Source organism: Aquabacterium sp. (assembly GCF_021768455.1).
Lineage (GTDB): Bacteria > Pseudomonadota > Gammaproteobacteria > Burkholderiales > Burkholderiaceae_C > Aquabacterium.
Genome location: NZ_JAIZVX010000058.1, coordinates 1 through 23,265, shown reverse-complemented (window position 1 = coordinate 23,265; position 23,265 = coordinate 1). Strand labels below are relative to the sequence as shown.

Below are 23,265 nucleotides of genomic sequence, written 5' to 3'. Positions count from 1 at the left end.
GGTGAGCGTCGTGGCCGATGTGTTCAGCAACGCCCTGCTCGTGAGGGCACCCAACCAGGCCCGCCTGGCCACCGTGCGCGCACTGGTGGCGCGGCTCGATCAGGCCGGGGCCGGCACCTTGGGGGGCAGCAATGTGCACGTGGTCTATCTGCAGCATGCCGATGCCACGCGCCTGGCGCCGGTGTTGCGAGCCTCCTTCGCCGCGCCCGCAGGGCGGATGGGGGGCAGCGCCACTTCGGGCGGAGACTCGGGCGGCGCAACGGCAGGCGGTGGCGCTGCAATGGCCTCATCGGGTGGGGCCGGCGATTCAGGCAGTTCGCCCGGATCCGGTGGTGGCTCGGCCTCGGGCAAAGGTGGCGGCACCGGCGGCAGTGCCCAGGCCGCTGCACCCGCCACAGCCCTGGCTCAGCCGGTGACCGGAGGCTACATCCAGGCCGAACCGGCCAGCAACGCCCTGATCATCACGGCGCCCATGGCCCTGTTTCGGCAGATCCAGGCCGTCATCGCCCAGCTGGACACGCCCCGCGCACAGGTCTACGTCGAATCCCTGGTGGTCGAGGTGGACGCCAGCCGCAGCTATGACGTGGGCGTGAAGTGGAAAGAGATCTTCAACATCAGCAGCTCCACCGAGCTGACCCTGGGCACAGTGGCTTCGGCCGTGGCCTCGATGTCTGGCACCAACATCCTCAGCACCGCCAATGTGGTCACGCTGGACAACGAAGAGGCCCGCATCGTGGTGGGTCAGAACGTGCCCTTTGTGACCGGCAGCTACACCAGCAGCAGCTCGGGCAGCACCAATCCCTTCCAGACCATCGAGCGCAAGGACGTGGGCATCACCCTGCGCATCAAGCCGCAGATCGGGGCCGATGGGCGCATCCGCATGGGCATCTACCAGGAGTCGTCCTCGGTGTCGTCGACCGCTGTGGCGGGCACAAGCAACGCTGGCCCCACCACCAACACGCGTGCCATCGACACGCATGTGGTCGTGAAGGATGGCCACATCATCGTGTTGGGGGGGCTGATCGAAGACAGCGCCACCACCGATGCTTCGGTCATGCCCGGCATGTGGGACATCCCGGTGCTGGGGGCCCTGTTCCGCAACCAGGCCAGCAGCCGCAGCAAGCGCAACCTGGTCGTGTTCCTGCGACCCCATGTGATGAGCGACGTGGACGCCACCGATGCCACTTCGCTCGATCGCTACGCCCTGATCCGTGCCCGCCAGCAGACCTTGCCCTCCGATCCCTTGAAGGTGCTGCAGTCGGGCGAAGGGGAGGAGGCGCCGCCGCTCCTGTCGGAGCAGCCGGCCATGGCGCGCTGAGCTTGTCAGCACAAAAAAAGACGCGGCAGGCTCACGCCATGAGCGTCTGTGCGCTTAGATTCGGGCACAACGAGGCCTCCACCCACGCGCATGCCCACCTTCCTCCACACCGCCGACTGGCAGATTGGCCGTCAGTTCAGCACCTTTGACCCCGAAGACGCCCACCCCCTGGCCGACGCCCGCGTGCAGGCCGTGCAGCGTCTGGCCGAACTGGCCGTCACCCACCAGGTGGACGCCGTGCTGGTCGCGGGGGACGTGTTCGACATGCAGGCCGTGTCCGAGCGCACCATCCGCCGCCTGTTTGCGGCCATGGCGCCGTTCAGCGGGCCCTGGGTGCTGATCTCGGGCAACCACGATGCAGCCCTGGCCGACAGCGTGTGGACGCAGGCGCAGCGCCTGGGCGTGGTGCCACCCCATGTGCACCTGGCCTTGCGGCCCGAGCCTTTGTTGCTGCCCGAAGCCGGTCTGGCCGTGCTGCCTGCACCGCTCACCCAGCGCCACACCTATGAAGACACCACGGCCTGGTTCGACGCGACCGAGACGCCGGCAGGCCTGCTGCGCATCGGCCTGGCCCACGGCAGCGTGCAGGGGATCCTGGCCGAGGGCATCGACGCGACCAACCCGATTGCGCCGGAGCGTGTGGTCCGCGCCCACCTCGATTACCTGGCGCTGGGCGACTGGCACGGCTGCAAGCGCATCGATGCCCGCACCTGGTACAGCGGCACCCCGGAGCCTGATCGCTTCAAGGCCAACGAGGCCGGGCACGCCTTGCTGGTTCGCATCGCTGCGCCGGGCGCCGAGCCCGAGGTGACGGTGCTGGACACCGCCCAGTTCAACTGGCAGCTCTGGCAGCGTGCCCTGCAGGTGCCGTCCGACCTGGACGCCTTGCTGGCCGACCTGGCCTCGCTGCCATCCCACACCGTGCTGAGCCTGTCGGTGCAGGGCGAGTTGGCCCTGGCGGATCACCAGCGCCTGCAGGAGGCCTTGGGCCAGGCACGGGCCCGCCTGCGCCACCTTCAGGCCGAACTGGGCGAATTGCGCCTCCAGCCCACCGACGACGACATCGCCAGCCTGCGGGCCGATGGCTACCTGGCCGACCTGTTGGCCGAGCTGCGCGCCGAGCAAGCCGGACAGGGCGAGGAGGCCGACACCGCCCGAGAGGCTCTGGCCCTCCTGACCACCGCCTTGCGCCAGCGCAACCCGGTGGCCGCCGCCCATCCCTCTGTCTTGTCCGCCCAGGAAGGGGCGCCCCAATGAGCCTGCACCTCCAGCGCCTGCGCGTCGACCAGCTGCGGCGCTTCCGCCAGCCTTTCGAGCTGCGTGATCTCGATCCTGGCCTCAACATCCTCAGCGGCCCCAACGAAGCCGGCAAGAGCACCCTGGTGCGCGCCATCCGCGCGGCGTTTTTCGAACGCAGCCGCTCCACCGTGGTCGACGACCTGCGCCCCTGGGGCGACAGCGCCGCTGCGCCCCAGATCGAACTGGGCTTCACGCTCGATGGCCAGTCTTGCGAGCTGAGCAAGTCCTTCCTGAGCAAGAAGCGTTGCGACCTGCGCGTAGGGGCCCAGAGCTGGGATGGCGTGGAGGCCGAAGACCAGCTGGCCAGGCTGTTCGGTTTTGATTTCGCCGGACGCGGGGCCAGCAAGGCCGAGAACTGGGGCATCCCCGGGCTGTTGTGGGTGGAGCAGGGCACCGGACAGGAGCTGCTTGACCCCGCTCGCCATGCCCAGGACCACATCCGCCAGGCTTTGCAGGCCCACCAGGGGCAACAGGCCGATGCAGGCCATGCGGACGATCGGGCCACCGGCGCCCTCACGGCCACCGGTGGGGACGAGTTGCTGGCCCGCTTCAGCGCCGAGCGGGCGGAGTTGCTCACTGGCACCGGGCGGCCCCGCGGGGCCTACCAGGATGCGCTCGGCCGCGTCACCGAATGCCGCGAGGCCCTTCAGGCCACCGAGGCCCTGCTGGCCACCCACCGCCAGCAGGTCGACCAGCTGGCCACCCTGCGTGCCCAGCACCAGGCCGACGAGCTGGCCCGCCCCTGGGAAGGCCTGCAACAACAGCTGCAAGCCGCCCAAGACAGCCAGGAGGCCATCGCGCGCCATGCCCAGGAATTGGCAGACGCCCAGGCCCGTCAGGCCCAACTGGTCCAGCAGCGCAAGCTGCTGCTGAACCAGCTGGCCACCTTCGAACGCCACGAGCAGGATGCCCAGCAGCGCCAGGCCGCGTGGCAGCAGGCCCAGGTGGCGGCCAGCGAGCAGGCGGCGGCCTTGCAAGCGGCACAGGCCCAGGCCGACGAGCGACGTCAACTCAGCCTGCGTGCCCGCGAGGCCTTGCGCCGGGCTCGCGAGGCCGCCACCCGCGAGGCACTGGCCCAGGCGCTGCAGACCGCCCGGGCCCAGGCCGCACGCCTGCAGCAAGCCTGGTCACGGGCCGAAGCCGAGCAGGTCACCCTGCAGGCCCTGCGGGCCCAGGCCGCCCAGATCACCCTTGGCCCGGCCGACCTCACCGCGCTGCGCCAGGCCGATCGCCGCTGCCGCGAGCTGCAGCTGCGACGCCAGGCCGTGGCCACCCGCCTGCAGTTCACGCTCGAAAATGGCCAGGCCCTGACCCTGCAAGGCAGCGGGGCGCCACAGACCCTGAGCGGGCAGGGCGAACACCTGCTGATCGAGCGCGTGACCCTGCAATGCCCCGGTCTCGGCGTGCTCACCCTCAGCCCGGGCGGTGATGAGCTCGACACCCTGGCACGCGACAGCGACCAGGCCGAAGCTGAACTGCGCGCCTTGCTGCAGCGTCTGGGCGTGCAGGATCTGGCCGAGGCCGAAGCACGCCTGGCCGGCCGTGCCGAATTGCAGGCCCAGATCAAGCTGTCCGAACAGGCCCTTGGCCTGGTGGCGCCCAAAGGCCTGGCGACCTTGCGCGAGGCGCTCGATGGTGAGCTGGCCCGCTGTCAGGCGTCCGAAGCTGCCCTGGCCAAGTTGCCGCCCGCCGCGCTCGCGGCGCCCGACGAGCCTGGCCTTTCCCTGCCTTCTGCCGAAGCGGCCATGGCCTCGGCCGATGCGGCCGACGACGACGCACGCGACGCCCTGGCCCGCGTGCAGCAGACGCACGCCGCGGCCTTGAGCCGCCTGCAGTCTGCCGAACGCGAACACACCCTGGCCGCGAACGTGCTGGCGGAGCAGGGCCGTGCAGAGCGCGTTGCCGAAGCTCACCAGCAGGTGCTGCTCCTGCGCGCCGACGCCGACACGCTCACCGAGCGCATCACCCAGTCTCAACGGGCCCTGGAGGCCGCCCGCCCCGACATCGTCCAGCAGGACATCCTCCGCCTTGAGCGCAGCGCCACGCAGATGGAAAAGGCCCACCTGGACCGCGGCTACCAGATCCAGATGCTGGAACATGGCCTGCAGCAAGCCGGGGCACGTGGCCTGGGCGAGCAGGCCGAGGCCCAGGCTGGCGAATTGCTGCGGGCTGAACGCCGCCTGGCCGAACTGGCCCGCCGCGCCAAGGCACTCGACCTGCTGTGCCGCAAGATGGAGGGCAAGCGTCAGGCCGCGGTCGCCCGTCTGCAGGCCCCGCTGCAAAAGCACCTGCAGCACTACCTGCAACTGCTCTTCCCCGGGGCGCGCGTGGACGTGGGCGAAGACCTCACGCCCGGCGCGCTGTGGCGCCACAACGCCCAGGGCAGCCTGGAGCAGGGGCAGTTCGAGGCCCTCAGCTTCGGCGCCCGCGAGCAGTTGGCCCTGGTCAGTCGCCTGGCCTATGCCGACCTGCTGCGCGAGGCCGGTCGCCCCACCCTGATCATCCTCGACGACGCCCTGGTGCACAGCGACCAGGGCCGCCTGTCGCAGATGAAGCGCATCCTGTTCGACGCCTCACAGCGTCACCAGGTGCTGCTCTTCACGTGCCACCCCGAATCCTGGCGCGACATGGGCGTGAGCGTGCGGGCGCTGGCGCCCTGAGCCTCACTTTTTCTTGCTGCGGTCCGGCACCACCGTCACGCGCGTGGGCATGACGGCGCCGGCCGAGATCGGCTTGGCGGGTGACTGGTCCTTCTTGGGCTTCTTCGATTCCTTGTTGGATCGCTGTTCGCCTTTGGCCATGGGGATTTCCTTTCAGGTGGACGGGTGACTGGCTCAGGCCCAAACCGGTCCCCGTGTCCACGGGCCCCTCCTGGCTGCGGCCAGTGTAGCCGCGGCCCGATGTTCCCGAAGGTGGCGGACTCATGCCTCCCATCGGCCCTCATCTGCCGCCGTGACCGCATCGCCCGACCTCGGCGGTGGTGTGCGCGCCAGCACCCAGGCCTGCACGCTGCGCACCCCGGCTGCGTGCAGGGTGCGCGTCAGCTCGTTGAGGGTGGCCCCGGTGGTCATCACGTCGTCGACCAGGGCCACATCGCGCCCTTTCAAGTGCCTGGCCTGATCGGGCAACAGCGAGAAGGCGCCGCGGATCTGCAAGGCCCGCTCGTCCGATTGCAGCGACATCATGCGGGCCGTGTGCTGGTGCTTGTGCAGGGCTTCTGGCTCGCAGGCCAGGCCGAGTGCGCAGGCCACCTCCCGGGCCAGCAGCCCCGCCTGGTTGTAGCCCCGTTCCCGGTGGCGTTCGGCCGACAAGGGGGCGGGCACCACCACCGTGTAGCGCGAGCAGGGCCCCCGGGCGCGCACAGCCTGGGCCAAGAGGCGGCCCAGCGGCCGCGCCAGCGCAGGCGTTTCGTGGAACTTGAGCCGTGCGATCAGGGGCGTCCAGGGCGGGATGTAATCCAGGGCGGCCACGGCCCGGTCGAACTCCGGTGGGTAGGCCTCGCACAGCGCACAGGGTTCGCCCGTGGGCCAGCCCGGCCGCAAGGGCAGGGCGCAACGGGGGCAGCGGGCCCGCCTTGGCGCAAACATCGTCACACACGCACGGCACACGGCCTCGGTTTGCCAGCGTTGGCAGACCAGGCACTGGGTGGGCCAAGACCACGCGGGCCACCCGGTCCAAGACCCGAGCGGCCACCGGGTCCTCGAGGGTGGACGCTGCAGGCAAGCCATCGGCTCAATATACTGAGCGCCCTCTGCCAAGGGTATCGCCCCAAGGCGGGTTCTCCTTCCAGCCGGCCCCAGCCGGGCACCCATGAGCACCGACGTCCCCCGCGCCCCTTCTTTGGCTTCCACGGCCGCCTCTGCCGAGCCGGCCTTGTCCGAACCCTATGTCAACGCTTCGGTCAGCGCGCCGGCCGCCATGCCCGCCTGTGCGCCCCAGGCTGCCGCCCTGGCGCGCCAGGTACGCCGGCTGGCCGGCTTGCCGGAGGCCCCGTGGCTGCACGCCGAAGTGGCACGGCGCCTGGCCGAGAAGCTGGGCCCCATCCGCATCGAGCCGCAAGACTGGCTGGACTGGTCCGCCTTCCTCGGCGCCGGCGCCGAAGCCGTGCACGCCCGTTACCCCGAGGCGCGCCGCTGGCTGATGGAGCCCACCGAGGCCCTGGCCGAACGCAGCCGCCAGCAATGGCAGGCCAGTCACCAGCAACCCTGGTGGGCACGCTGGCGCAAGAGCGCGCCACCTGTGGCCACGGCGGGTGGTCCCTTGCCCGAGGGCTGGCCGGCCGACGGCATGCAGATGCTCTGGGCCAACATGACCCTGCATGCCAGCGCCGACCTGCCCGCGCTCATGGGGCAGTGGCATCGCCTCCTGGCCACCGATGGCTTCCTCATGTGCAGCGGCCTGGGGCCGGACACCGCGCGTGAATTGCGCACGGCCTGGCGCGAGCTGGGCTGGCCTTTGCCCACCATCGATTTCATCGACATGCACGACCTGGGCGATGCCCTCGTCAAGGCCGGCTTCCAGGACCCGGTGATGGACATGGAACGGCTCACCCTCACCTGGGATTCGGCCGAGGCCATGCTGGCCGAGCTGCGCACCTGGGGCGGCAATGTGGCCGTTGGCCGCCACGCTGGCCTGAGAACACCCCGATGGCATCGGGCCTTGCGCGATGCCCTGACCCGCCATTGCATGCGGCCCGATGGCCGCCTGGGCCTCACCCTCGAGGTGGTTTATGGCCATGCCATCAAGCCCTTGCCCAAGATCAGGCTCGAGGCCGAAGCCCGTGTCTCGCTCGACGACATGCGCCGCATGGTACGCAAAGGTTCGGCCTCCTGAGGCCCTTCTGAACCGCGGGTTAGTCATAGCCCAAAGGCCCTGATTCCTTATTGAGGTGGCGCAAGCCGCTGGCTAGAATGGATCGAAGCCGCCAAAGACCCCACCGGGTCTCTGGCCACCGATCCACCCTCCGGAGCGACCCTCCGGGCCAGGCTGTCGCAGAGGAGTCAGGACGTCATGTCCGTGAGCTTGTCGTCTGTCCGATTCGTGGCCTCACGGGGTGGTTCGAGCGCCTCTTTGCAGGCCGTCTCTGCGTTGCAGACCTGGCCTTCGCACTGGTCCTTCCACCGGGCGCTTTCCTTCTCCCCCCGCCAGATGAACCGGGTCTGTTTCGGCCTGTGCGTCGGCCTGGCTGGCATGACCCTTGCCGATGTGGCCTGGATGATGGCCGACCTCTGGCCCCTGTTTGGCCTGACCATGGCCCTGCTGATCTGGGCCACCATGGCCTGGTCCCGCCATGCCGCCGATTGCGACGTGATCGCCTTGCGGCCCGACCTCCTGCGTGTTGAGCGCCACCGCGGTGGCCAGGTCGAACGCACCGAATTCAACCCGCGCTGGGTCCGCATCGAACCGACCCACGACGACCGCTCTCTGATCTGCCTCTCCGGAGGGGGAAAGCGTGTGTCGGTGGGGGCTTTCGTGCAGCGGGCGCAGCGTCGCCGGCTGGCCGATGAAATCCGTTGGGCGCTGCGGCAAGTGAGCCGGTGAGCCCCTCGGGATCCTGTTTGCGATCCGTTTGTGTTCTGTTGATGAGCTGAGCAAGGCGCCGTCCCTGAGAGGGGCGGGCGACGTGGGCCCCGGGCCCAGACCCTTTCATCCAAGGCGAGCGAAGACATGACCCATGATTTCGGCAAGCGCGTGACGCGGGCAGTCGGCATCCAGGCCCTGGGCCTGACCATCCTGTCGGCCTGGACATCGGTGGCTCATGCCGTGAGCGACCTGCCGGGTGGTCCTGCCGTGCGGCAGCTCGACCTCCATCCGCCGGTCACCCGCATCGCGGCCGAACAGCAGTGGCTGCATTACCTGATGCTCTACATCTGTGGGGCCATCTTCGTCGCCGTCTTCGGTGTGATGTTCTATTCCATCTGGCAGCACCGCAAATCCAAGGGCGCCAAATCGGCCGATTTCCACGAGTCCACCACGGTCGAAATCATCTGGACCATCATCCCCTTCCTCATCGTGATCGGCATGGCCCTGCCCGCCACCAAGGTGGTCGTGGCCCAGAAGGACACCACCAACGCCGACCTCACCATCAAGGCCACCGGCTACCAGTGGAAGTGGGGCTACGACTACCTGCAGGGGCAGGGCGAAGGCATCAACTTCATCTCCACGCTCGATGCCAGCCAGCGGGCCCTGTCCAACGCCGGCACGCCTGAGGGCGACAACTACCTGCTCAAGGTTGACCACCCGCTGGTGGTGCCGGTCGACAAGAAGGTGCGCATCATCACCACGGCCAACGATGTCATCCACAGCTTCATGGTGCCGGCCTTTGGCATCAAGCAGGATGCCATCCCCGGTTTCGTGCGCGACACCTGGTTCCGCGCCGAGAAGGTGGGCGACTACTACGGCCAGTGCGTTGAGCTTTGCGGCAAGGAGCACGCCTACATGCCCATCCACGTGAAGGTGCTCAGCGAAGAGGACTACGCCAAGTGGGTGGATGCGCAGATGAAGGCCATGGCCGCCAAGGCCGATGACCCGAAAAAGGTCTGGACCCAGGCTGACCTGATTGCCCGTGGCGAGAAGGTCTACAACGCCAACTGCGCGGCCTGCCACCTGCCCACCGGCAAGGGAGGCGGCGCCATCAAACCGCTCGACGGCTCTCCCAAGGTGCTGAGCGAGGACAAGGGTGAGCAGATCCACGTGTTGCTCAACGGGCAGAACAACATCATGCCGTCCTGGAAACAGCTGTCCGACACCGAGATCGCCGCAGTGATCACTTTCACCAAAAACCATTGGTCCAACAAGACCGGTCAGACCGTGCAACCGGCCGAGGTGCTGGCCGCACGCAAGTGACCGGCCTCTGAACCGAACGTGACCCGCTGCGACGCCGCAGACCAGAAAGGACACCCCTCATGAGTGCAGTGCTGGACCACCACGGCCATGCCCACGGGCACGACGACCACGCCCATCCCCACGGTTGGCGGCGCTGGCTTCATGCCACCAACCACAAGGACATCGGCACGCTCTACATGCTGTTCTCGCTGACGATGCTGATGATTGGCGGTGTGCTGGCGCTGTGCATCCGTGCCGAGCTGTTCCAGCCCGGGCTGCAGTTCTTCAATCCCGAACTGTTCAACCAGTTCACCACCATGCACGGCATCATCATGGTCTTCGGGGCCATCATGCCGGCCTTCGTGGGCTTCGCGAACTGGATGCTGCCGCTTCAGATCGGCGCCTCCGACATGGCCTTCGCCCGCATGAACAACTTCAGCTTCTGGCTGATGATCCCCGCGGCGCTGATCCTGGTCTCGTCCTTTTTCATGCCTGGTGGCGCCCCTGCCGCCGGGTGGACGCTTTATGCCCCGTTGACGCTGCAAATGGGCCCCTCGATGGACGCCGGCATCTTTGCCATGCACATCCTGGGTGCTTCGTCGATCATGGGTTCGATCAACATCATCGTGACCATCCTCAACATGCGCGCGCCCGGCATGACGCTGATGAAGATGCCCATGTTCGCCTGGACCTGGCTGATCACGGCCTACCTGCTGATCGCGGTGATGCCGGTGCTGGCCGGGGCCATCACCATGACGCTGACCGATCGCCACTTCGGCACCAGCTTCTTCAACCCGGCGGGTGGTGGTGACCCGGTCATGTACCAGCACATCTTCTGGTTCTTCGGCCACCCCGAGGTCTACATCATGATCCTGCCGGCCTTCGGCATCATCAGCCAGATCGTGCCGGCCTTTGCCCGCAAGAAGCTGTTCGGTTACGCCTCGATGGTCTACGCCACCGCATCGATTGCCATCCTCAGCTTCATCGTGTGGGCCCACCACATGTTCGCCACCGGCATGCCCGTCACGGGCCAGCTCTTCTTCATGTACGCGACCATGCTGATCTCCGTGCCCACCGGGGTGAAGGTCTTCAACTGGATCGCCACCATGTGGAAGGGGTCGATGACCTTCGAGAGCCCCATGCTCTGGGCCGTGGGTTTCATCTTCGTCTTCACCATGGGCGGCTTCACGGGCCTGATCTGCTCGGTCGCGCCCATCGACACGCAGATCCAGGACACCTACTACGTGGTGGCGCACTTCCACTATGTGCTGGTGGCCGGTTCGCTGTTCGCCCTCTTTGCCGGCTTCTACTACTGGGCGCCGAAGTGGACGGGCGTGATGGTGCCGGAGTGGAAGGGCAAGCTGCACTTCTGGTGGTCGCTCATCGCTTTCAACGTCACCTTCTTCCCCATGCACTTCCTGGGTCTGGCCGGCATGCCGCGTCGTTATGCCGACTACCCGATGCAGTTTGCCGACTTCAACGCGCTGGCCTCGGTGGGCGGGTTCTTCTTCGGTTTTGCGCAGGTTTATTTCATCTTCGGGGTGCTGATCCCGGCCATGCGCGGCAAGGGCGAGCCAGCTCCTGCCAAGCCGTGGGACGGGGCCGAGGGCCTGGAGTGGGAGGTGCCTTCACCCGCGCCCTTCCACACCTTCGAGACCCCTCCCAAGCTTGATGCCACCGCGACGCGTGTCGTGGGTTGAAAACGAGGTCACCATGAGCCAGCCCCCGCTTTCCCTGCCCAGTGCCGATGAGCGCCGCCGCGCCAACCTGCGCCTGGCCCTGATCCTCGCCTCGGTGGCCACGACCTTCCTGGTCGGCTTCGTGGTCAAGATCGTGATGCTGTCTGCACACTGACCCGCCCGTTGCACGGACAACCACACCGCCCATGCCCCTGCCTCTGACACCCCCTCCAGGCGCCACGCTGGCCAAGGCCTGGCGCCTGCACCGCGCCAACGCCGACATGGTGTTCAAGCTGGTGGTGATCACGGCGCTCATGTTCGGCTTCGGGTACGCCATGGTGCCGCTCTACAAGCACATCTGTGCCGCCCTGGGCATCAATGTGTTGTCGCTCACCGAGCAACAGGTGCCGGGCGCAGTGGGCACCCTGCGCAACACGCAGGTGGACCTGTCGCGCAGCATCACGGTCGAGTTCGACGCCAACGCCCGTGGCCCATGGGACTTCATGCCCGATGCCCGCACCGTGCGCGTCCACCCGGGCGAGGTCATGACCGTGGTCTACGAGTTCCGCAACCGGCAGGACCGCACCATGTCGGCCCAGGCCATCCCCAGCTACGCACCCAAGCAGGCCACGGCCCACTTCACCAAGCTCGAGTGCTTCTGTTTCAGCGAGCACCGCCTGGCCCCGGGTGAGGTCAAGCGCTGGCCGGTCACCTTCGTGATCGACCCTCGCTTGCCCAAGGATGTCTCGACCATCACCCTGTCCTACACCTTCTTCGAGGTGGGGGGCAAGGTGCCGCTGCCGCCGGGGGGCTCCGTGTGAGCGAGGACCTGCGGGAGGCGGCGCAGCGAAAAGGGTCTTTCTGGCAGACCATGAAGGCGGTGGCCTGGTCGTTTTTCGGGGTCCGCAAGGCCTCGGCGTATGCGGAAGACGTGGCCCGCATCAACCCCATCCACGTGATCGTGGCGGGTGTGCTGGCGGCGGTGGTGTTTGTGCTGGGCCTGGTGCTGCTGATCCGCTGGGTCGTGGGCAGTGGCGTGGCGCAGTGAGCATGTGCAAGGTGTGATCGGTGTGGCCCAGGTGGGCCAGAGGAGCAGACATGTCGGCAGTGGTTCCCAAGGGGCAGGCCCCGTACTACTTTGTGCCCGGGCCGTCCCGGCATCCGATGATGGCGGCCATCGGCCTCTTTTTTGTGGTGCTGGGCGCAGGGCAGTGGGTCAACGGCGTGAGCTGGGGGCCCTACGCTCTGGCCTTTGGATTCGTGTGGTGGGCCACGGTGCTCAAGCAGTGGTTCTCCGAGGCCATTGCAGAGAGTGAAAGCGGTCTGTATGGCGATCGCATCGACCTCTCCTTCCGCTGGAGCATGGCCTGGTTCATCTTTTCCGAAGTGATGTTCTTCGCCTCCTTCTTTGGCGCACTGTACTGGGCCCGGTTGCACGTTCTGCCCAACCTGGCCAGCATCGACAACGCCCTTCTGTGGCCCGACTTCAAGGCCATCTGGCCTTCCGAGGCCACGGGCGTCACCGCCTCGCCGGCCGGCACGGTGGAATCCTTCCGCACCATGGGGCCCTGGCCCATCCCCACGATCAACACGGCTTTGTTGCTGACATCGGGGATCACCCTGACTGTCGCGCACCACGCCTTGCGCGAGAATCTGCGCAGCAAATGCATCGCCTTCATGTGGATCACGGTGGCCCTCGGGCTGCTGTTCGTCAGCCTGCAGGGTTTCGAGTATTACGAGGCTTACGTTCACTACAACCTGAAGCTGTCATCGGGCATCTACGGCTCGACCTTCTTCATGTTGACCGGCTTTCACGGCCTGCACGTGTTCGTGGGGATGCTGATGCTGCTGTTCATCACGCTGCGTCTGCAGAAAGGGCACTTCACGCCCGACCGCCACTTCGGCTTCGAAGGTGCGGCCTGGTACTGGCACTTTGTGGACGTGGTCTGGCTGGGGCTGTACCTGGTCGTCTACTGGACCTGAGTGGTGTGAGAACAGCCCAGACACAAGTCCTGCGTCTGACCGCCACAAGCGGGCGGACGGCAGGGCAGGTGGGTCGAGGAGATCAAAAGAGAAGAAAAAAGGAGCGCCCTCGATGGCGCTCCGTCATTTTCAGGCTCCGTTTTCCTCGCTGGTGTCAGCCGCCCATCGGGATGCCCGTGGGGCGGATCCAGCCCATCTTGTAGCTCAGCAGGACGAAAAGGAACAAGGCCACCGACAGGCCCACCCGCCAGGCCAGGGCCTTGACCATGCGGTTGCCTTTGGGGCCGCCATCGCGGCCATCCTGCAACATGGCCTTGCCGGCGAAAGCCAGGGCGGCGACGATGGCCAGCAAGGCCAGTGCGATGATGAGCTTCATGCCAACTGATTATCCAGAAGTCCAGGCTGACGAGGGGGCGCAATGACCCTGGTGTCCGCTCGTGGCGTGGTGCTCGTGGCTGCCCTGGTGTCGGTGGCGCTCACCACGCAACTGGGCCGATGGCAGCTGGGTCGTGCCGAGGCCAAGCGGGCAGCCCAGGCCGAGCTGACATGGCGCAGCCAGCTGCCGCCATGGGGCAATGCCGACTGGCCTTGTGCGCCATCCGTGCTCACCCCCTTGCCCGTGCAGCAGCCGGTGCGCCTGACGGGCCGCTGGTGGCCCGAGCGCTCGGTGCTGCTGGAGAACCGACCCATGGCCGGTCGCACTGGCTTCATCGTCCTGACCCCACTGCGGCTGAGCTCCTCGGCCCATGCGGACTGCTCAGGCAGGGTGGTGCTGGTCCAGCGTGGCTGGGTGCCGCGCGATGCGCAGGACCGCCTTCGCCTGCCGTCTTTGCCATCGCCTGCAGGCGAGGTGGTGGTCTCGGGACGCCTGATGGCAGAGCCCTCTCGCTTGTACGCCCTGGGTGAAGAGGCCTTGCCCCAGGGGGCTGGCCCCGTGGTGCGCCAGAACACCGATGCGGCCTTCTGGCGGGCGTGGATCGGGCAATCCCCTGTGGCGGGTGCCGTGCTTCAGCTGCAAGCTGAGGGGGTGCAGTCGGCCGCCTCGGCGGTGCCTGGCCCGGTGTCATCGGACGGCCTGCTGCGCGACTGGCCCGCGCCCGACCTCGGGCAGGGCAAGCACCTGGCCTACGCCGCGCAATGGTTTGCCATGGCGGCGCTCATCATGGGACTGTATGTCTGGCACCAACTCATCCGCCCCCGCCGGGCCCTTGCCCATGGCCCTGCGCAGCACTGAGTCCCCTGGGTCACGCACCCAGCCCGACACCACGCTCGATTTCAGCGTGCACGGCCTGCCTTCGGCCGAGGCCTTGCGCGCTGCCAGTGGCCAGCGAACCCGCCTGGGGCGCCTCAAGATGCTGGGGGTGCTGGCGGTGTGTGCGGCACCTGTGGTGGCCTCCTACCTCAGCTATTACGTGTTCAGGCCGCAGGGGCGCGTCAACCATGGCGAGTTCATCCAGCCACCACGGAGCATGCCGGCGCAAGGCGCGCTGGGCTTGACCTTGCCCAATGGCCAGCGCTTGCCTGCCGAGGCGCTCAAAGGGCAGTGGCTGTTGGTGGCCGTGGGCGGTGGCGCCTGCGACGCCCTGTGCGAGCGCCATCTCTATTGGCAGCGTCAGTTGCGCGAGACCCTGGGCAAGGACAAGGACCGCCTCGACCGCGTCTGGCTGGTCAACGACGCTGCCCCGGTGCGTGCGGCCCTGTGGCCTGGCCTGCAGCAGGCCTGGGTGCTGCGTGCTTCGCCATCGGCCCTGTCGGGCTGGTTGCAGCCTGCGCCGGGTCACGACCTGGCGGAGCACCTCTATCTGGTCGACCCGCGTGGGGACTGGATGATGCGCTTCCCCGCCGATGCCGACCCCAACCGAATCAAGAAAGACCTGGCCCGCCTGATGAAGGCCAACGAGTCCTGGGACAAGGCTGGGCGCTGAGCCCTCGTCACCTCCCCCTTTGCCATGACCGTCTCTTCCGCCACCGCACCCTCCCTTTTTCCGCCGGCACAAGGTCAAGCCCTGGTCGACCTGGGGCCCGCCCTGGACGTCGCCCTGCTTGGAGCCTTTGTGGCCTTGCTGTGCGCGGCCGGGGTGGGCTGGCGCGGTCGCCAGCAAGGCTTGCGGGGCTGGGCCGCCTGGCAAAGGGTGTTGACGGTCGCCACGCTCTTCCTCACGCTCGACCTGGTGGTGTTTGGCGCCTTCACCCGCCTCACCGACTCCGGGCTCGGCTGCCCCGATTGGCCAGGCTGCTACGGCGAGACCAGTCCCTGGCAGGCCCATGACGAGATCAGCGCGGCCCATGCGGCCTTGCCCAGTGGGCCGGTTTCGCTGCGCAAGGCCTGGATCGAGATGGGGCACCGCTACCTGGCCACCGGCGTGGGGGCGCTGATCACCCTGCTCACGGTGCGGGCCTGGTGGGGGCGACACCAGCCTGGCGCCCTCTCGCCCTGGTGGGCCACGGCCACCCTGGGGTGGGTGTGTGCACAGGGGGCCTTTGGGGCCTTCACGGTGACGTTCAAGCTGCAGCCCTTGATCGTCACCGGCCACCTGCTGGGTGCCATGCTGGGCGTGGCGCTGCTCACGGCCCAGGTGCGCCGCATGGCGCAACGCACGGCGGACGTGTCAGCCTTGGCCATGCCCTTGGGCGCGCGCTGGCGTCGGCTGGGCTGGGCGCTCATGGCCTTGTTGGGGCTGCAGCTGGCGCTGGGGGCCTGGGTGAGCAGCAACTACGCCGTGCTGGCCTGCACCGAATGGCCCATGTGCCAGGGGCAGTGGTGGCCCGAGATGGAGCTGGGCCCGGCCTTCACCCTCTGGCGCCCGCTGGGGCAGGATGGGGCGGGGGGCTACCTCAGCCTGCCCGCGCTCACTGCCATCCACATGGCCCACCGGCTGATGGCCATCGTGGTCGTGTTGGCGCTGCTGGCCTATGGCCTGGCCTTGCGCCGTCAGCAGGTGGTGGTGCGCGAGGCGGGCTGGCTCTGTGGGCTCACGGCGCTCCAGGTGCTCACCGGCCTGAGCAATGTGGTGCTGGGCTGGCCCTTGGCTGCGGCCCTGCTCCACACCCTGGGCGCGGCGCTGATGGTGGCCTGCCTCACGCGCATCCTGGTGCCAGCTCCCGCTCTGATTGCCAGCGCGCACCAGGGGGGCAGGGCGCCTCGGCAAGGCGCCCCATGGCACAAGGTGGCCCGCACCTAGGGACATCACCCTTCTGCCCGGGCGCCATCGCGCTCATAGTGGCCTGAACACGGGAGGATGCCATGTCCGATACGCTCGCTTCATCGAACACGGCCGTGGCCGATGCCCAGGCCCTGGTGCCACCACCGGCCCACGCCGCCTGGCTGCTCAAGGCCCGGCAGTTCAACACCCTGACCAAGCCTCGGGTCATCCAGCTCATCGTGTTCTGTGCCGTCATCGGCATGCTGCTGGCCGTGCCGGGCGTGCCCACGGCGGCCGAATCGCTCAAGGCCGTGGCCGCCTGCATCGGCATCTGGCTGGTGGCCGGGGCCGCTGCCGCGTTCAACTGCCTGATCGAGCAGGGCATCGATGCCCGCATGAAGCGCACCGCCTGGCGCCCCACAGCCCGCGGTGAACTCAGCCGTGCGCAAACCTTGCTCTTCAGCGCGGTGCTGGGGGGGCTGGGCATGGCCGTGCTGGCCCTGTGGGTCAACTTGCTGACCATGTGGCTCACGCTGGCCACCTTCGTGGGCTACGCGGTGGTCTACACGGTGGTGCTCAAACCGCTCACGCCCCAGAACATCGTGATCGGCGGGGCCTCGGGCGCCATGCCGCCGGTGCTGGGCTGGGTGGCCATGCGCGGTTCGGTCGATCCGGAGGCGCTGATGCTGTGCCTCATCATCTTCCTCTGGACCCCGCCTCACTTCTGGGCCCTGGCCCTGTACCGCGTGGAAGACTATGCCCGTGCCGGCCTGCCCATGCTGCCGGTCACGCACGGCAACGCCTTCACCCGCCTGCACGTGCTGCTCTACACCGTCGTGTTGCTGGCGGGCAGCCTGCTGCCTTTCATCTACGGTATGAGCGGCTGGATCTACCTGGTCTCGGCGCTGGTGCTGGGGCTCTTGTTCGTGGGCTACGCCTTCCGCCTCTGGCGGCGTTACAGTGACGAACTGGCCCGCAAGACCTTCCGCTTCTCCATCGTTCACTTGATGCTGATGTTCGCCGCCTTGCTGGTCGACCACTACTGGACGATCTGATCCCGCACCCCATGAGCAAGCGTGTTTCCCTGGGCCGCCGCCGCATCTGGCAGGCGGCCCTGGCGCCTCTGGCGCTGTCTGTGCTGGCCGCCTGCGACAAGGCCACCCCCGGTGCTTCGCCCGAGGTCAAGTTCAATGCCGTCGACATCACCGGCGCCGCCTATGCCCGCCAGTTCAAACTGAACGACGTGGACGGCCACCCGCGCAGCCTGGCCGAGTTCCAGGGCAAGGTGGTCTTCGTGTTCTTCGGCTTCACGCAGTGCCCCGATGTGTGCCCGACCACCATGGCCGACCTGGCTGAGGTGCGCCGCCGTCTGGGCCCGGATGGCGAGCGCCTGCAGGGCGTGTTCATCACCATCGACCCCGAGCGCGACACCCCCGATGTGCTCAAGGCCTATCTGCAGGCCATGGACCCAGGCTTTGTGGGCCTGCGAGGCAGCCTGGCCGAAACAGAAGCGGCCAGCCGCGAGTTCAAGGTGTTTTACCAGAAGGTGCCGACCCAGGCAGGCCAGTACACCATGGACCACACGGCGGGTGCCTTCGTGTTCGACCCAGCCGGTCAGGTGCGCCTCTTTGTGCGCTACGGCCTGGGCGCCGAGGCCCTGACGGCCGACATCAAGGCCTTGCTGGCTCAGGCGCCGGCACCCAAACCCTCAGCCTGAGTCTCTGGGCTTCTTGGCGTGCTCAGCTGGCCTGCAGCACGAAGCCCTGGCGGCCCGTCCAGCTTTCGTCCGGGCCCAGGGTGATGGGCTCGAAGATGGCGGCGGCCTCGACGCACAGCATGCGCTGCCAGTCCTCATCGGGCATGTCCTTCAGCGCCGCGGCCTTCTCGGGGCCAGGGTTCCAGACCACCACATCGGGCATGTCCTTGGCGCCGATCACCAGGCGGCGGGGGCCGTCGCGCAGCAGCAGGGCCGGGGCCTTGCCGTAGATGCGGTCGATCTCGCCATGGAAGCGCTTCTCGGGGTGGTCTTCGATGGCCTCGCCACCGGTCAGGCTGTCGTGGTAGTGCAGGCCATCGAGGCCCTGCACGCGCACCGAGCTCAGGTCGGACACGGCCAGGTAGGTGTGCAGCGCGGCCGAGAAGGGCCAGGTGGTCTCACCCGTGTTGTGCACGTGCAGCTCCACGTCCAGTTCGGCGCCGCTCACGGCCACGGTCAACTCCAGGGTGAAGCCGTGCGGCCAGATGGCGCGGGTCTCGGGGCTGTCGTGCAGCGCGAGGGTCAGCTGCCCGTAGTCCTTGCCCTGGCTGGACGCGTCCACCACCCAGTCGCGGGTGCGGGCGATGCCGTGGCGCGGCAGGCTGACGTCGGGGCCGCGTTGCTCGAACTGCGGAAAGATGACCGGCACGCCGCCGCGCACGGCCTGGCCAGGGCCCGCCACCGCGGTGGGCGACAGGTACAGCTGCTCCTCGCCACCCGCAGGGATCCAGGACACGATGTGGCCGCCATGCAGCAGCACGGTGGCCTGGGCACCATCGGGAGATTGCACACGCACGGCCGGTTGGCCCAGCACCTCGATCAGGGGAAAAATCAGTTCGCTCATGCCGTGAGTATCCATCCTTCAACGGGGTCCACGCCCTCGGGCAGGCCGAAGCGGGCATCTCCTTCTTCAAAGCGGCGCTGTGCCCAGGCCGCCTGCAGCAGGCAGAGCACGGCGTCGAGGCGGTCGCCCTTGGCATCGGCCACCAGGTGGTCGCGCTGGGCCGGGCTGAGCTTGAGGCGCAGGCCCAGGCGGGTGCGTCCTTGCTCCAGCGCATCGACCAGGTCCATGCGGGCGATCAGGCGATTGTGGGTGGCGGCGGTGTCGGCCTTGGCGTCGCTCTTGTAGCTGCGCTTGCCCAACACCTCGCCGGCCAACAGACCCGGATAGGCCTCGAGTGCGATGGCATCGGGACGCCCAGGGTGCAGACCGGGCAAGGTGAGCCCGGCCGCCAGCAGACGGCTGAGGCCTTCGAAGTACATCTTGCCCACGGGCACATATCGAGTCTGCAGCGGGCTGGTGCTGGAGAGGCCCGGCACGGCGCGATCACACACCCGGTGGATGAGTTTGCTGCCCGGTGGCCGATCGGGCTGCCAGCCGTGTTCGGCGTCGCTGCCCCAGCCGTCGACCAGACGCTGAAAGCCTGCGCGGTCGCCACAGTGGGTGTGGAGGGCCTGGCTCAGTCGCTGAGCTTCGGAGTGGCAGGGGTTGGCCTGGCTTGCGGAGTCCAGCGGCGCACGCAGCAGGGTGGGCAGCACGCCGGGGCCGTGCTGGGTCAAGGCTTCCACGAAAGGCCGGGGCAGGCCAAACGGGAAGTCGCAGCCCATCACGAAACCGCCCTGCAGCGGGCCGATGTGCCCGGTGGCGATCAGGGCCTCGAGTTCCGCGTGGGTGGCCAGTTCGTCGACACGGTCGAGCCGGAGCACGGCGCCCGCCCGCCTGCCAAAGGCCAGCGTCAGCGGTTTGCGCGCACTGGGCGCGCTGGTGAAATCCAGGCCGAGCAGCAGGGCCGAAGCCCCTGTGGGTGCCAGGCTCAGCAAGGCCGGCTGATGATGGAGGCCGTGGCGATCAGCTCTTCCAGCATGGCCAGAGAGACCTTGCCCGAGACGGCGTACGGGTCCAGCACCGGCCGCTCGGAGTACTTCAGCAGGATCGAGGGGTTGACCTTGCTCAGGTTGACCTGGCCCATGGTCCAGCCGGCAAAGCGGCGTTCGGTGATCTCTTCGTAGCTCAGCAGGATCACGTCCTTGTGGCGCGGATCGGCGGCGATGCGGCCATACAGGGCGCTCACGGCATCGCGACCGCCTTCGAGCACCTGCATGAAGATGTCGCCACTGTGGCAGAGCAGCCCGGTGACGCCCAGGCTGGGGTTGCCCTTGCGCGAGGTGGCCAGGATGCCGTCAATGGCCTCGGGCGTGAGGGGGGACGAGGCGCGGCTCGCGTACAGCAGTCGGACGAGCATGGCTCAGGCCTTTCGGTTGGCAACCAGGGACAGGAATTCGCGGCGCAGATCGGGGTTCTTCAGGAAGGAGCCGCGCATCACGCTGTTGATCATCTTGGAGTCCATGTCCTTCACGCCACGCCAGTGCATGCAGAAGTGGTCGGCCTCCATCACCACGGCCAGGCCGTCCGGGCTCATGCGCGACTGCAGCAGGTCGGCCACCTGGGTCACGGCCTCTTCCTGAATCTGCGGGCGGCTCATGATCCAGTCGATCAGGCGGGCGTACTTCGACAGGCCGATCAGGTTGGAGTGTTCGTTGGGCATGATCCCGATCCACACGCGGCCCATGATGGGGCAGAGGTGGTGCGAGCAGGCGCTGCGCACGGTGATCGGGCCCACGATCATCAGCTCGTTGAGCCGTTCCGCATTCGGGAACTCGGTGACCGCCGGGGCACCCTGGTAGCGGCCCTTGAAGATCTCCTGCAGGTACATCTTGGCCACGCGGCGGGCGGTGTCCTGGGTGTTGTGGTCGCTGTCGGTGTCGATCACCAGGCTGGAGAGCACACCGGCCATCTTGCCCTGCACCTCGTCCAGCAGCTTTTCCAGCTCGCCGGGTTCGATGAAGTCGGCGATGTTGTCGTTGGCGTGAAAGCGCTTCTGGGCGGCCTTCAGGCGTTGGCGGATCTTGACCGACACCGGCACGCCCTCGTCGGACTCGGGTGTGGCGGTGGTGTCGATGGCTCGGAGGTTGGGCGTGGTCATGTCGCGTCCTGGTGGGGATCGTCTGTGTACGGCTGCAGCACGAAGGTGGGGCCTGCCGGTCCTGAGGGGGCCGGGCAAGTCAGGCCGATGCGGGACTGTATCCGTTCAGCCAATGCCTGAGGTGGTCCAGGGTATCGGCCTCGCGGAGGGTTTTGTCGGTGCGCCAGCGCAGGATGCGTGGGAAGCGCACGGCCAGGCCGCTTTTGTGGCGGGGACTGGGGGCGATGCCCTCGAAACCCAGCTCGAACACCAGGCTGGGCCGCAGGCTGCGCACCGGCCCGAATTTCTCCAGCGTGGTGGCGCGGATCACCTTGTCGACGGCCTGGATTTCAGCGTCGCTCAGGCCGGAGTAGGCCTTGGCGAAGGTCACAAGCTGCAGGGCGCCGGTCTGGGCGGGCTGGCGGGCGGATATGGCGTCGAGCACGGTCTGGACTTCGCTTTCGTCTGCGGGAGGGCGACTCCACACGGCGAAGGTGTAGTCGGTGTAGAGGCTGGCACGGCGGCCGTGGCCAGCTTGGGCGTAGATCAGCACGGCATCGACGGTCATGGGGGCGGTTTTCCACTTCCACCACAGACCCTGCGCCTTGCTGCGACCGACGCCATACTGACTCGCATCATGCTTGAGCATCAGCCCCTCCGTGCCAATGTCGCGTGAATGACGCCGTTTTGACGCGAGTTCCGCCCAGGTCATCCCGCTTCCGACCGGGTTCAGCAAGGGCGACACGCTCAGGCCGAAGGCCGGTGCGACCACCTCGTCGAGCAAGCGGCGCCGCTCACGCTGGGGGTGGGCCCGCAGATCCTGCCCCTGCCATTCCAGCAAGTCGTAGGCCACGAAGGCGCAGGGCACGTCGCGCAGCCACTTCGGGCCCAGGCGCTGTCGCAGGATGCGCTGCTGCAGTTGGGCAAAGGGCGCTGGCGCGAAGGGCAGGGCCAGCTCGGGGTGGGTCCCGGGGCGGATGGCCAGCAGCTCGCCATCCACCACCGTGCCGTCGGGCCAGGCCTGGGCGGGGCCGGCGATGTCGGGAAAGCGCTCGGTGATCAGTTCTTCGCCCCGCGACCAGATGCCGCACTGGCCGTCGCGTCGCACGATCTGGGCGCGGATGCCGTCGAACTTCCACTCCACCAACCAGTCGTTTGCCGACCCCAGGGGAGGGGCACCTTCTTCGCCGTCTTCTGCGGCCGGGTCGAGCTCCAGCGGGTGGGCCAGGCAGAAGGGGTAGGGCTGGGTGCCGTGCAGGCGTTCGGCGCCGTGCACCTCTTGCAAGGGAGCGAGCAGGGCCTGGTAGCGCGCAGCGTCCGGGGGCTGTCGGCTGTCGGTGTAACCCATCATGCGCTGGGCCAGCACGGTGGTGGGCACCCCACTGTGTTCACCCAGGGCGCGCAGCACCAGCTGGCGGCTCACGCCCACGCGCCACCCGCCGCCAATCAGCTTGATCAGCACGAAGCGCTGGGCCCAGTCCAGCGCCGCCATCCACTCGCTCAAGGCCGCGAATTGCGCCTCCTGAGCCTGGCCACGCAGTGGCAGCAGGCGCTGGTGCAGCCAGTCGGACAGGCCCATGGCCGAGCCTCCCTGGCCGGGCGGCAGCAGGTGGGCGATGGTTTCGGCCAGGTCGCCCACGGCCTGGTAGGAAGCCTCGAACAACCAGGGGTCGATGCCGGCAGCCTGGGCGCCCCACTGCTGCAGGGCAGCACTCCCCAGGGCCCGGCGCGGCTTGCCACCACTGAGGAAGTAGACGGCCCAGGCCGCATCCTCAGGTGGGGCATCCTGCCAGTAGCGGCACAGCGCGGCAACCTTGTCGCGGGTTGCGGTGCTGGCGTCGAGTTCGGTGTAGAGCTGCGCAAATCGCTGCATCCGCGCAGCCTAGCACCTGGTCCATCCGGCCCCTCTGGCGATCAGTCGCGGTGGCAGGCCTCGGCCTTGGGGTGCTGCACGCAGACCTGGGCGCGGCAGGTGGCGGCCTCGGCGCCCGCCAGGGCCTTGCAGCGTCGCAGCTGTTCGTCGACACCCGCTTCGCCTGCCGCCGGGGCGCCCGGACCCGGGCGACGCGTGCCGGCATGGGCGAACATGGCTTCCAGCAGGGCGACATCGTCGTCCTGTGGCTTGGGCTTGCTGGCCTTGGCGGTGGGCTGCGTTTTGGGCGCGGCCTCGGCGGGTTCGTTGCGTGCCGATCCCGGCGTGGCCGTGGCCGACCCTTTTGTTGCGACGGGTGTGATGGGTGTGATGGGCGCAGCGGGAGCAGAGGGCGCACGCGGGGCCTTGCCCTGCACGGTGGTGGCC

24 protein-coding genes and 1 pseudogene are annotated in these 23,265 nt (G+C 68.0%); 16 read left to right on the top strand and 9 right to left on the bottom strand.

Features of this window, described 5'->3' with window-relative positions; genetic code table 11:
• The 3 genes from QZ994_RS09565 to QZ994_RS09555 all read left to right on the top strand — a co-directional run.
• Positions 1–1,318: secretin N-terminal domain-containing protein (locus tag QZ994_RS09565; protein WP_290871208.1), on the top strand; the 1,318-nt coding region annotated here is incomplete at its 5' end.
• Positions 1,319–1,408: 90 nt separating this feature from the next.
• A complete protein-coding gene (locus QZ994_RS09560) occupies positions 1,409–2,575 on the top strand; it encodes a DNA repair exonuclease (RefSeq protein WP_290871207.1) in 1,167 nt (388 codons plus the stop codon).
• Entirely contained in the window at positions 2,572–5,277 is a 2,706-nt protein-coding gene (locus tag QZ994_RS09555) for an AAA family ATPase (RefSeq protein WP_290871206.1), read from the top strand. The genes QZ994_RS09560 and QZ994_RS09555 overlap by 4 nt, the downstream gene beginning before the upstream one ends.
• 3 nt (positions 5,278–5,280) lie before the next feature.
• On the opposite strand, the gene QZ994_RS09550 is transcribed toward QZ994_RS09555, so the two are convergent.
• Together QZ994_RS09550 and QZ994_RS09545 are read right to left on the bottom strand one after the other, a co-directional pair.
• On the bottom strand, positions 5,281–5,418 hold the full coding sequence (locus QZ994_RS09550) for a hypothetical protein (RefSeq protein ID WP_290871205.1): 138 nt from the start codon (positions 5,416–5,418) through the stop codon (positions 5,281–5,283).
• 120 nt (positions 5,419–5,538) lie between these two features.
• Entirely contained in the window at positions 5,539–6,159 is a 621-nt protein-coding gene (locus QZ994_RS09545; RefSeq protein ID WP_290871204.1) for a ComF family protein, read from the bottom strand.
• Between the two features lie 268 nt (positions 6,160–6,427).
• On the opposite strand from QZ994_RS09545, the gene QZ994_RS09540 reads away from it, so the two are divergent.
• From QZ994_RS09540 to QZ994_RS09505, 8 genes are all read left to right on the top strand, one after another.
• Positions 6,428–7,450 (top strand): methyltransferase domain-containing protein, encoded by a 1,023-nt coding sequence (locus tag QZ994_RS09540; protein ID WP_367172283.1) that lies wholly within the window; start codon positions 6,428–6,430, stop codon positions 7,448–7,450.
• A 177-nt stretch (positions 7,451–7,627) separates the two neighbouring features.
• Positions 7,628–8,158: a DUF2244 domain-containing protein gene (locus QZ994_RS09535; protein ID WP_290871203.1), complete on the top strand. Its 531-nt coding sequence runs from the start codon at positions 7,628–7,630 to the stop codon at positions 8,156–8,158.
• Between the two features lie 126 nt (positions 8,159–8,284).
• The gene (gene coxB / locus QZ994_RS09530) at positions 8,285–9,463 is read left to right on the top strand and encodes a cytochrome c oxidase subunit II (RefSeq protein WP_290871202.1); all 1,179 of its coding nucleotides are present in this window, start codon (positions 8,285–8,287) and stop codon (positions 9,461–9,463) included.
• A gap of 59 nt (positions 9,464–9,522) precedes the next feature.
• Complete coding sequence (gene ctaD / locus QZ994_RS09525; protein WP_290871201.1) at positions 9,523–11,142, top strand: cytochrome c oxidase subunit I; 1,620 nt, start codon at positions 9,523–9,525, stop codon at positions 11,140–11,142.
• A 13-nt stretch (positions 11,143–11,155) separates the two neighbouring features.
• Positions 11,156–11,296 (top strand): cytochrome oxidase small assembly protein, encoded by a 141-nt coding sequence (locus QZ994_RS09520; protein WP_290871200.1) that lies wholly within the window; start codon positions 11,156–11,158, stop codon positions 11,294–11,296.
• Between the two features lie 31 nt (positions 11,297–11,327).
• Complete coding sequence (locus QZ994_RS09515) at positions 11,328–11,942, top strand: cytochrome c oxidase assembly protein (RefSeq protein ID WP_290871199.1); 615 nt, start codon at positions 11,328–11,330, stop codon at positions 11,940–11,942.
• Positions 11,939–12,169, top strand: coding sequence for a DUF2970 domain-containing protein (locus tag QZ994_RS09510; protein WP_290871198.1), 231 nt, complete (start codon positions 11,939–11,941; stop codon positions 12,167–12,169). The genes QZ994_RS09515 and QZ994_RS09510 overlap by 4 nt, the downstream gene beginning before the upstream one ends.
• 50 nt (positions 12,170–12,219) lie before the next feature.
• Complete coding sequence (locus QZ994_RS09505; protein WP_290871197.1) at positions 12,220–13,104, top strand: cytochrome c oxidase subunit 3; 885 nt, start codon at positions 12,220–12,222, stop codon at positions 13,102–13,104.
• Positions 13,105–13,258: 154 nt separating this feature from the next.
• On the opposite strand, the gene QZ994_RS09500 is transcribed toward QZ994_RS09505, so the two are convergent.
• Complete coding sequence (locus QZ994_RS09500; protein WP_290871196.1) at positions 13,259–13,480, bottom strand: twin transmembrane helix small protein; 222 nt, start codon at positions 13,478–13,480, stop codon at positions 13,259–13,261.
• Between the two features lie 42 nt (positions 13,481–13,522).
• Here QZ994_RS09500 and QZ994_RS09495 point away from each other — a divergent pair, with 42 nt between their 5' ends.
• From QZ994_RS09495 to QZ994_RS09475, 5 genes are all read left to right on the top strand, one after another.
• On the top strand, positions 13,523–14,338 hold the full coding sequence (locus tag QZ994_RS09495) for an SURF1 family protein (protein ID WP_290871195.1): 816 nt from the start codon (positions 13,523–13,525) through the stop codon (positions 14,336–14,338).
• On the top strand, positions 14,319–15,029 hold the full coding sequence (locus tag QZ994_RS09490) for a hypothetical protein (RefSeq protein WP_290871194.1): 711 nt from the start codon (positions 14,319–14,321) through the stop codon (positions 15,027–15,029). Before QZ994_RS09495 ends, QZ994_RS09490 begins: the two co-directional genes overlap by 20 nt.
• Positions 15,030–15,053: 24 nt before the next feature.
• The gene (locus QZ994_RS09485; protein ID WP_290871193.1) at positions 15,054–16,286 is read left to right on the top strand and encodes a heme A synthase; all 1,233 of its coding nucleotides are present in this window, start codon (positions 15,054–15,056) and stop codon (positions 16,284–16,286) included.
• Positions 16,287–16,348: 62 nt separating this feature from the next.
• Positions 16,349–17,302, top strand: coding sequence for a heme o synthase (gene cyoE / locus QZ994_RS09480; protein WP_290871192.1), 954 nt, complete (start codon positions 16,349–16,351; stop codon positions 17,300–17,302).
• Positions 17,303–17,313: 11 nt separating this feature from the next.
• Positions 17,314–17,964 (top strand): SCO family protein, encoded by a 651-nt coding sequence (locus tag QZ994_RS09475; protein ID WP_290871191.1) that lies wholly within the window; start codon positions 17,314–17,316, stop codon positions 17,962–17,964.
• 22 nt (positions 17,965–17,986) lie between these two features.
• Here QZ994_RS09475 and QZ994_RS09470 read toward each other — a convergent pair whose 3' ends face one another.
• From QZ994_RS09470 to QZ994_RS09445, 6 genes and pseudogenes are all read right to left on the bottom strand, one after another.
• Complete coding sequence (locus QZ994_RS09470; RefSeq protein WP_290871190.1) at positions 17,987–18,847, bottom strand: D-hexose-6-phosphate mutarotase; 861 nt, start codon at positions 18,845–18,847, stop codon at positions 17,987–17,989.
• Positions 18,844–19,824, bottom strand: a complete 981-nt coding sequence (locus QZ994_RS09465; RefSeq protein ID WP_290871189.1) for a DUF429 domain-containing protein — start codon at positions 19,822–19,824, stop codon at positions 18,844–18,846. The genes QZ994_RS09470 and QZ994_RS09465 overlap by 4 nt, the downstream gene beginning before the upstream one ends.
• Positions 19,818–20,246 (bottom strand): BLUF domain-containing protein, encoded by a 429-nt coding sequence (locus tag QZ994_RS09460; protein WP_290871188.1) that lies wholly within the window; start codon positions 20,244–20,246, stop codon positions 19,818–19,820. Before QZ994_RS09460 ends, QZ994_RS09465 begins: the two co-directional genes overlap by 7 nt.
• Before the next feature lie 3 nt (positions 20,247–20,249).
• Positions 20,250–20,987 carry a GTP cyclohydrolase I gene (gene folE, locus QZ994_RS09455; protein ID WP_290871187.1) on the bottom strand — a complete coding sequence of 246 codons (738 nt, stop codon included), beginning with the start codon at positions 20,985–20,987 and terminating at the stop codon, positions 20,250–20,252.
• A gap of 79 nt (positions 20,988–21,066) precedes the next feature.
• Positions 21,067–22,839 carry an ATP-dependent DNA ligase gene (locus tag QZ994_RS09450; protein WP_290871186.1) on the bottom strand — a complete coding sequence of 591 codons (1,773 nt, stop codon included), beginning with the start codon at positions 22,837–22,839 and terminating at the stop codon, positions 21,067–21,069.
• A 41-nt stretch (positions 22,840–22,880) separates the two neighbouring features.
• Positions 22,881–23,265, bottom strand: a pseudogene (locus QZ994_RS09445) (hypothetical protein); the annotation flags it as partial.

Coding starts and splice junctions, on each gene's coding strand:
- coxB (WP_290871202.1), top strand. CDS start 8,285: ATGACCCATGATTTCGGCAAGCGCGTGACGCGGGCAGTCGGCATCCAG.
- QZ994_RS09450 (WP_290871186.1), bottom strand. CDS start 22,839: ATGCAGCGATTTGCGCAGCTCTACACCGAACTCGACGCCAGCACCGCA.
- QZ994_RS09500 (WP_290871196.1), bottom strand. CDS start 13,480: ATGAAGCTCATCATCGCACTGGCCTTGCTGGCCATCGTCGCCGCCCTG.
- cyoE (WP_290871192.1), top strand. CDS start 16,349: ATGTCCGATACGCTCGCTTCATCGAACACGGCCGTGGCCGATGCCCAG.
- QZ994_RS09555 (WP_290871206.1), top strand. CDS start 2,572: ATGAGCCTGCACCTCCAGCGCCTGCGCGTCGACCAGCTGCGGCGCTTC.
- ctaD (WP_290871201.1), top strand. CDS start 9,523: ATGAGTGCAGTGCTGGACCACCACGGCCATGCCCACGGGCACGACGAC.
- QZ994_RS09550 (WP_290871205.1), bottom strand. CDS start 5,418: ATGGCCAAAGGCGAACAGCGATCCAACAAGGAATCGAAGAAGCCCAAG.
- folE (WP_290871187.1), bottom strand. CDS start 20,987: ATGACCACGCCCAACCTCCGAGCCATCGACACCACCGCCACACCCGAG.
- QZ994_RS09475 (WP_290871191.1), top strand. CDS start 17,314: ATGAGCAAGCGTGTTTCCCTGGGCCGCCGCCGCATCTGGCAGGCGGCC.
- QZ994_RS09560 (WP_290871207.1), top strand. CDS start 1,409: ATGCCCACCTTCCTCCACACCGCCGACTGGCAGATTGGCCGTCAGTTC.
- QZ994_RS09495 (WP_290871195.1), top strand. CDS start 13,523: ATGACCCTGGTGTCCGCTCGTGGCGTGGTGCTCGTGGCTGCCCTGGTG.
- QZ994_RS09490 (WP_290871194.1), top strand. CDS start 14,319: ATGGCCCTGCGCAGCACTGAGTCCCCTGGGTCACGCACCCAGCCCGAC.
- QZ994_RS09460 (WP_290871188.1), bottom strand. CDS start 20,246: ATGCTCGTCCGACTGCTGTACGCGAGCCGCGCCTCGTCCCCCCTCACG.
- QZ994_RS09535 (WP_290871203.1), top strand. CDS start 7,628: ATGTCCGTGAGCTTGTCGTCTGTCCGATTCGTGGCCTCACGGGGTGGT.
- QZ994_RS09540 (WP_367172283.1), top strand. CDS start 6,428: ATGAGCACCGACGTCCCCCGCGCCCCTTCTTTGGCTTCCACGGCCGCC.
- QZ994_RS09515 (WP_290871199.1), top strand. CDS start 11,328: ATGCCCCTGCCTCTGACACCCCCTCCAGGCGCCACGCTGGCCAAGGCC.
- QZ994_RS09520 (WP_290871200.1), top strand. CDS start 11,156: ATGAGCCAGCCCCCGCTTTCCCTGCCCAGTGCCGATGAGCGCCGCCGC.
- QZ994_RS09485 (WP_290871193.1), top strand. CDS start 15,054: ATGACCGTCTCTTCCGCCACCGCACCCTCCCTTTTTCCGCCGGCACAA.
- QZ994_RS09470 (WP_290871190.1), bottom strand. CDS start 18,847: ATGAGCGAACTGATTTTTCCCCTGATCGAGGTGCTGGGCCAACCGGCC.
- QZ994_RS09505 (WP_290871197.1), top strand. CDS start 12,220: ATGTCGGCAGTGGTTCCCAAGGGGCAGGCCCCGTACTACTTTGTGCCC.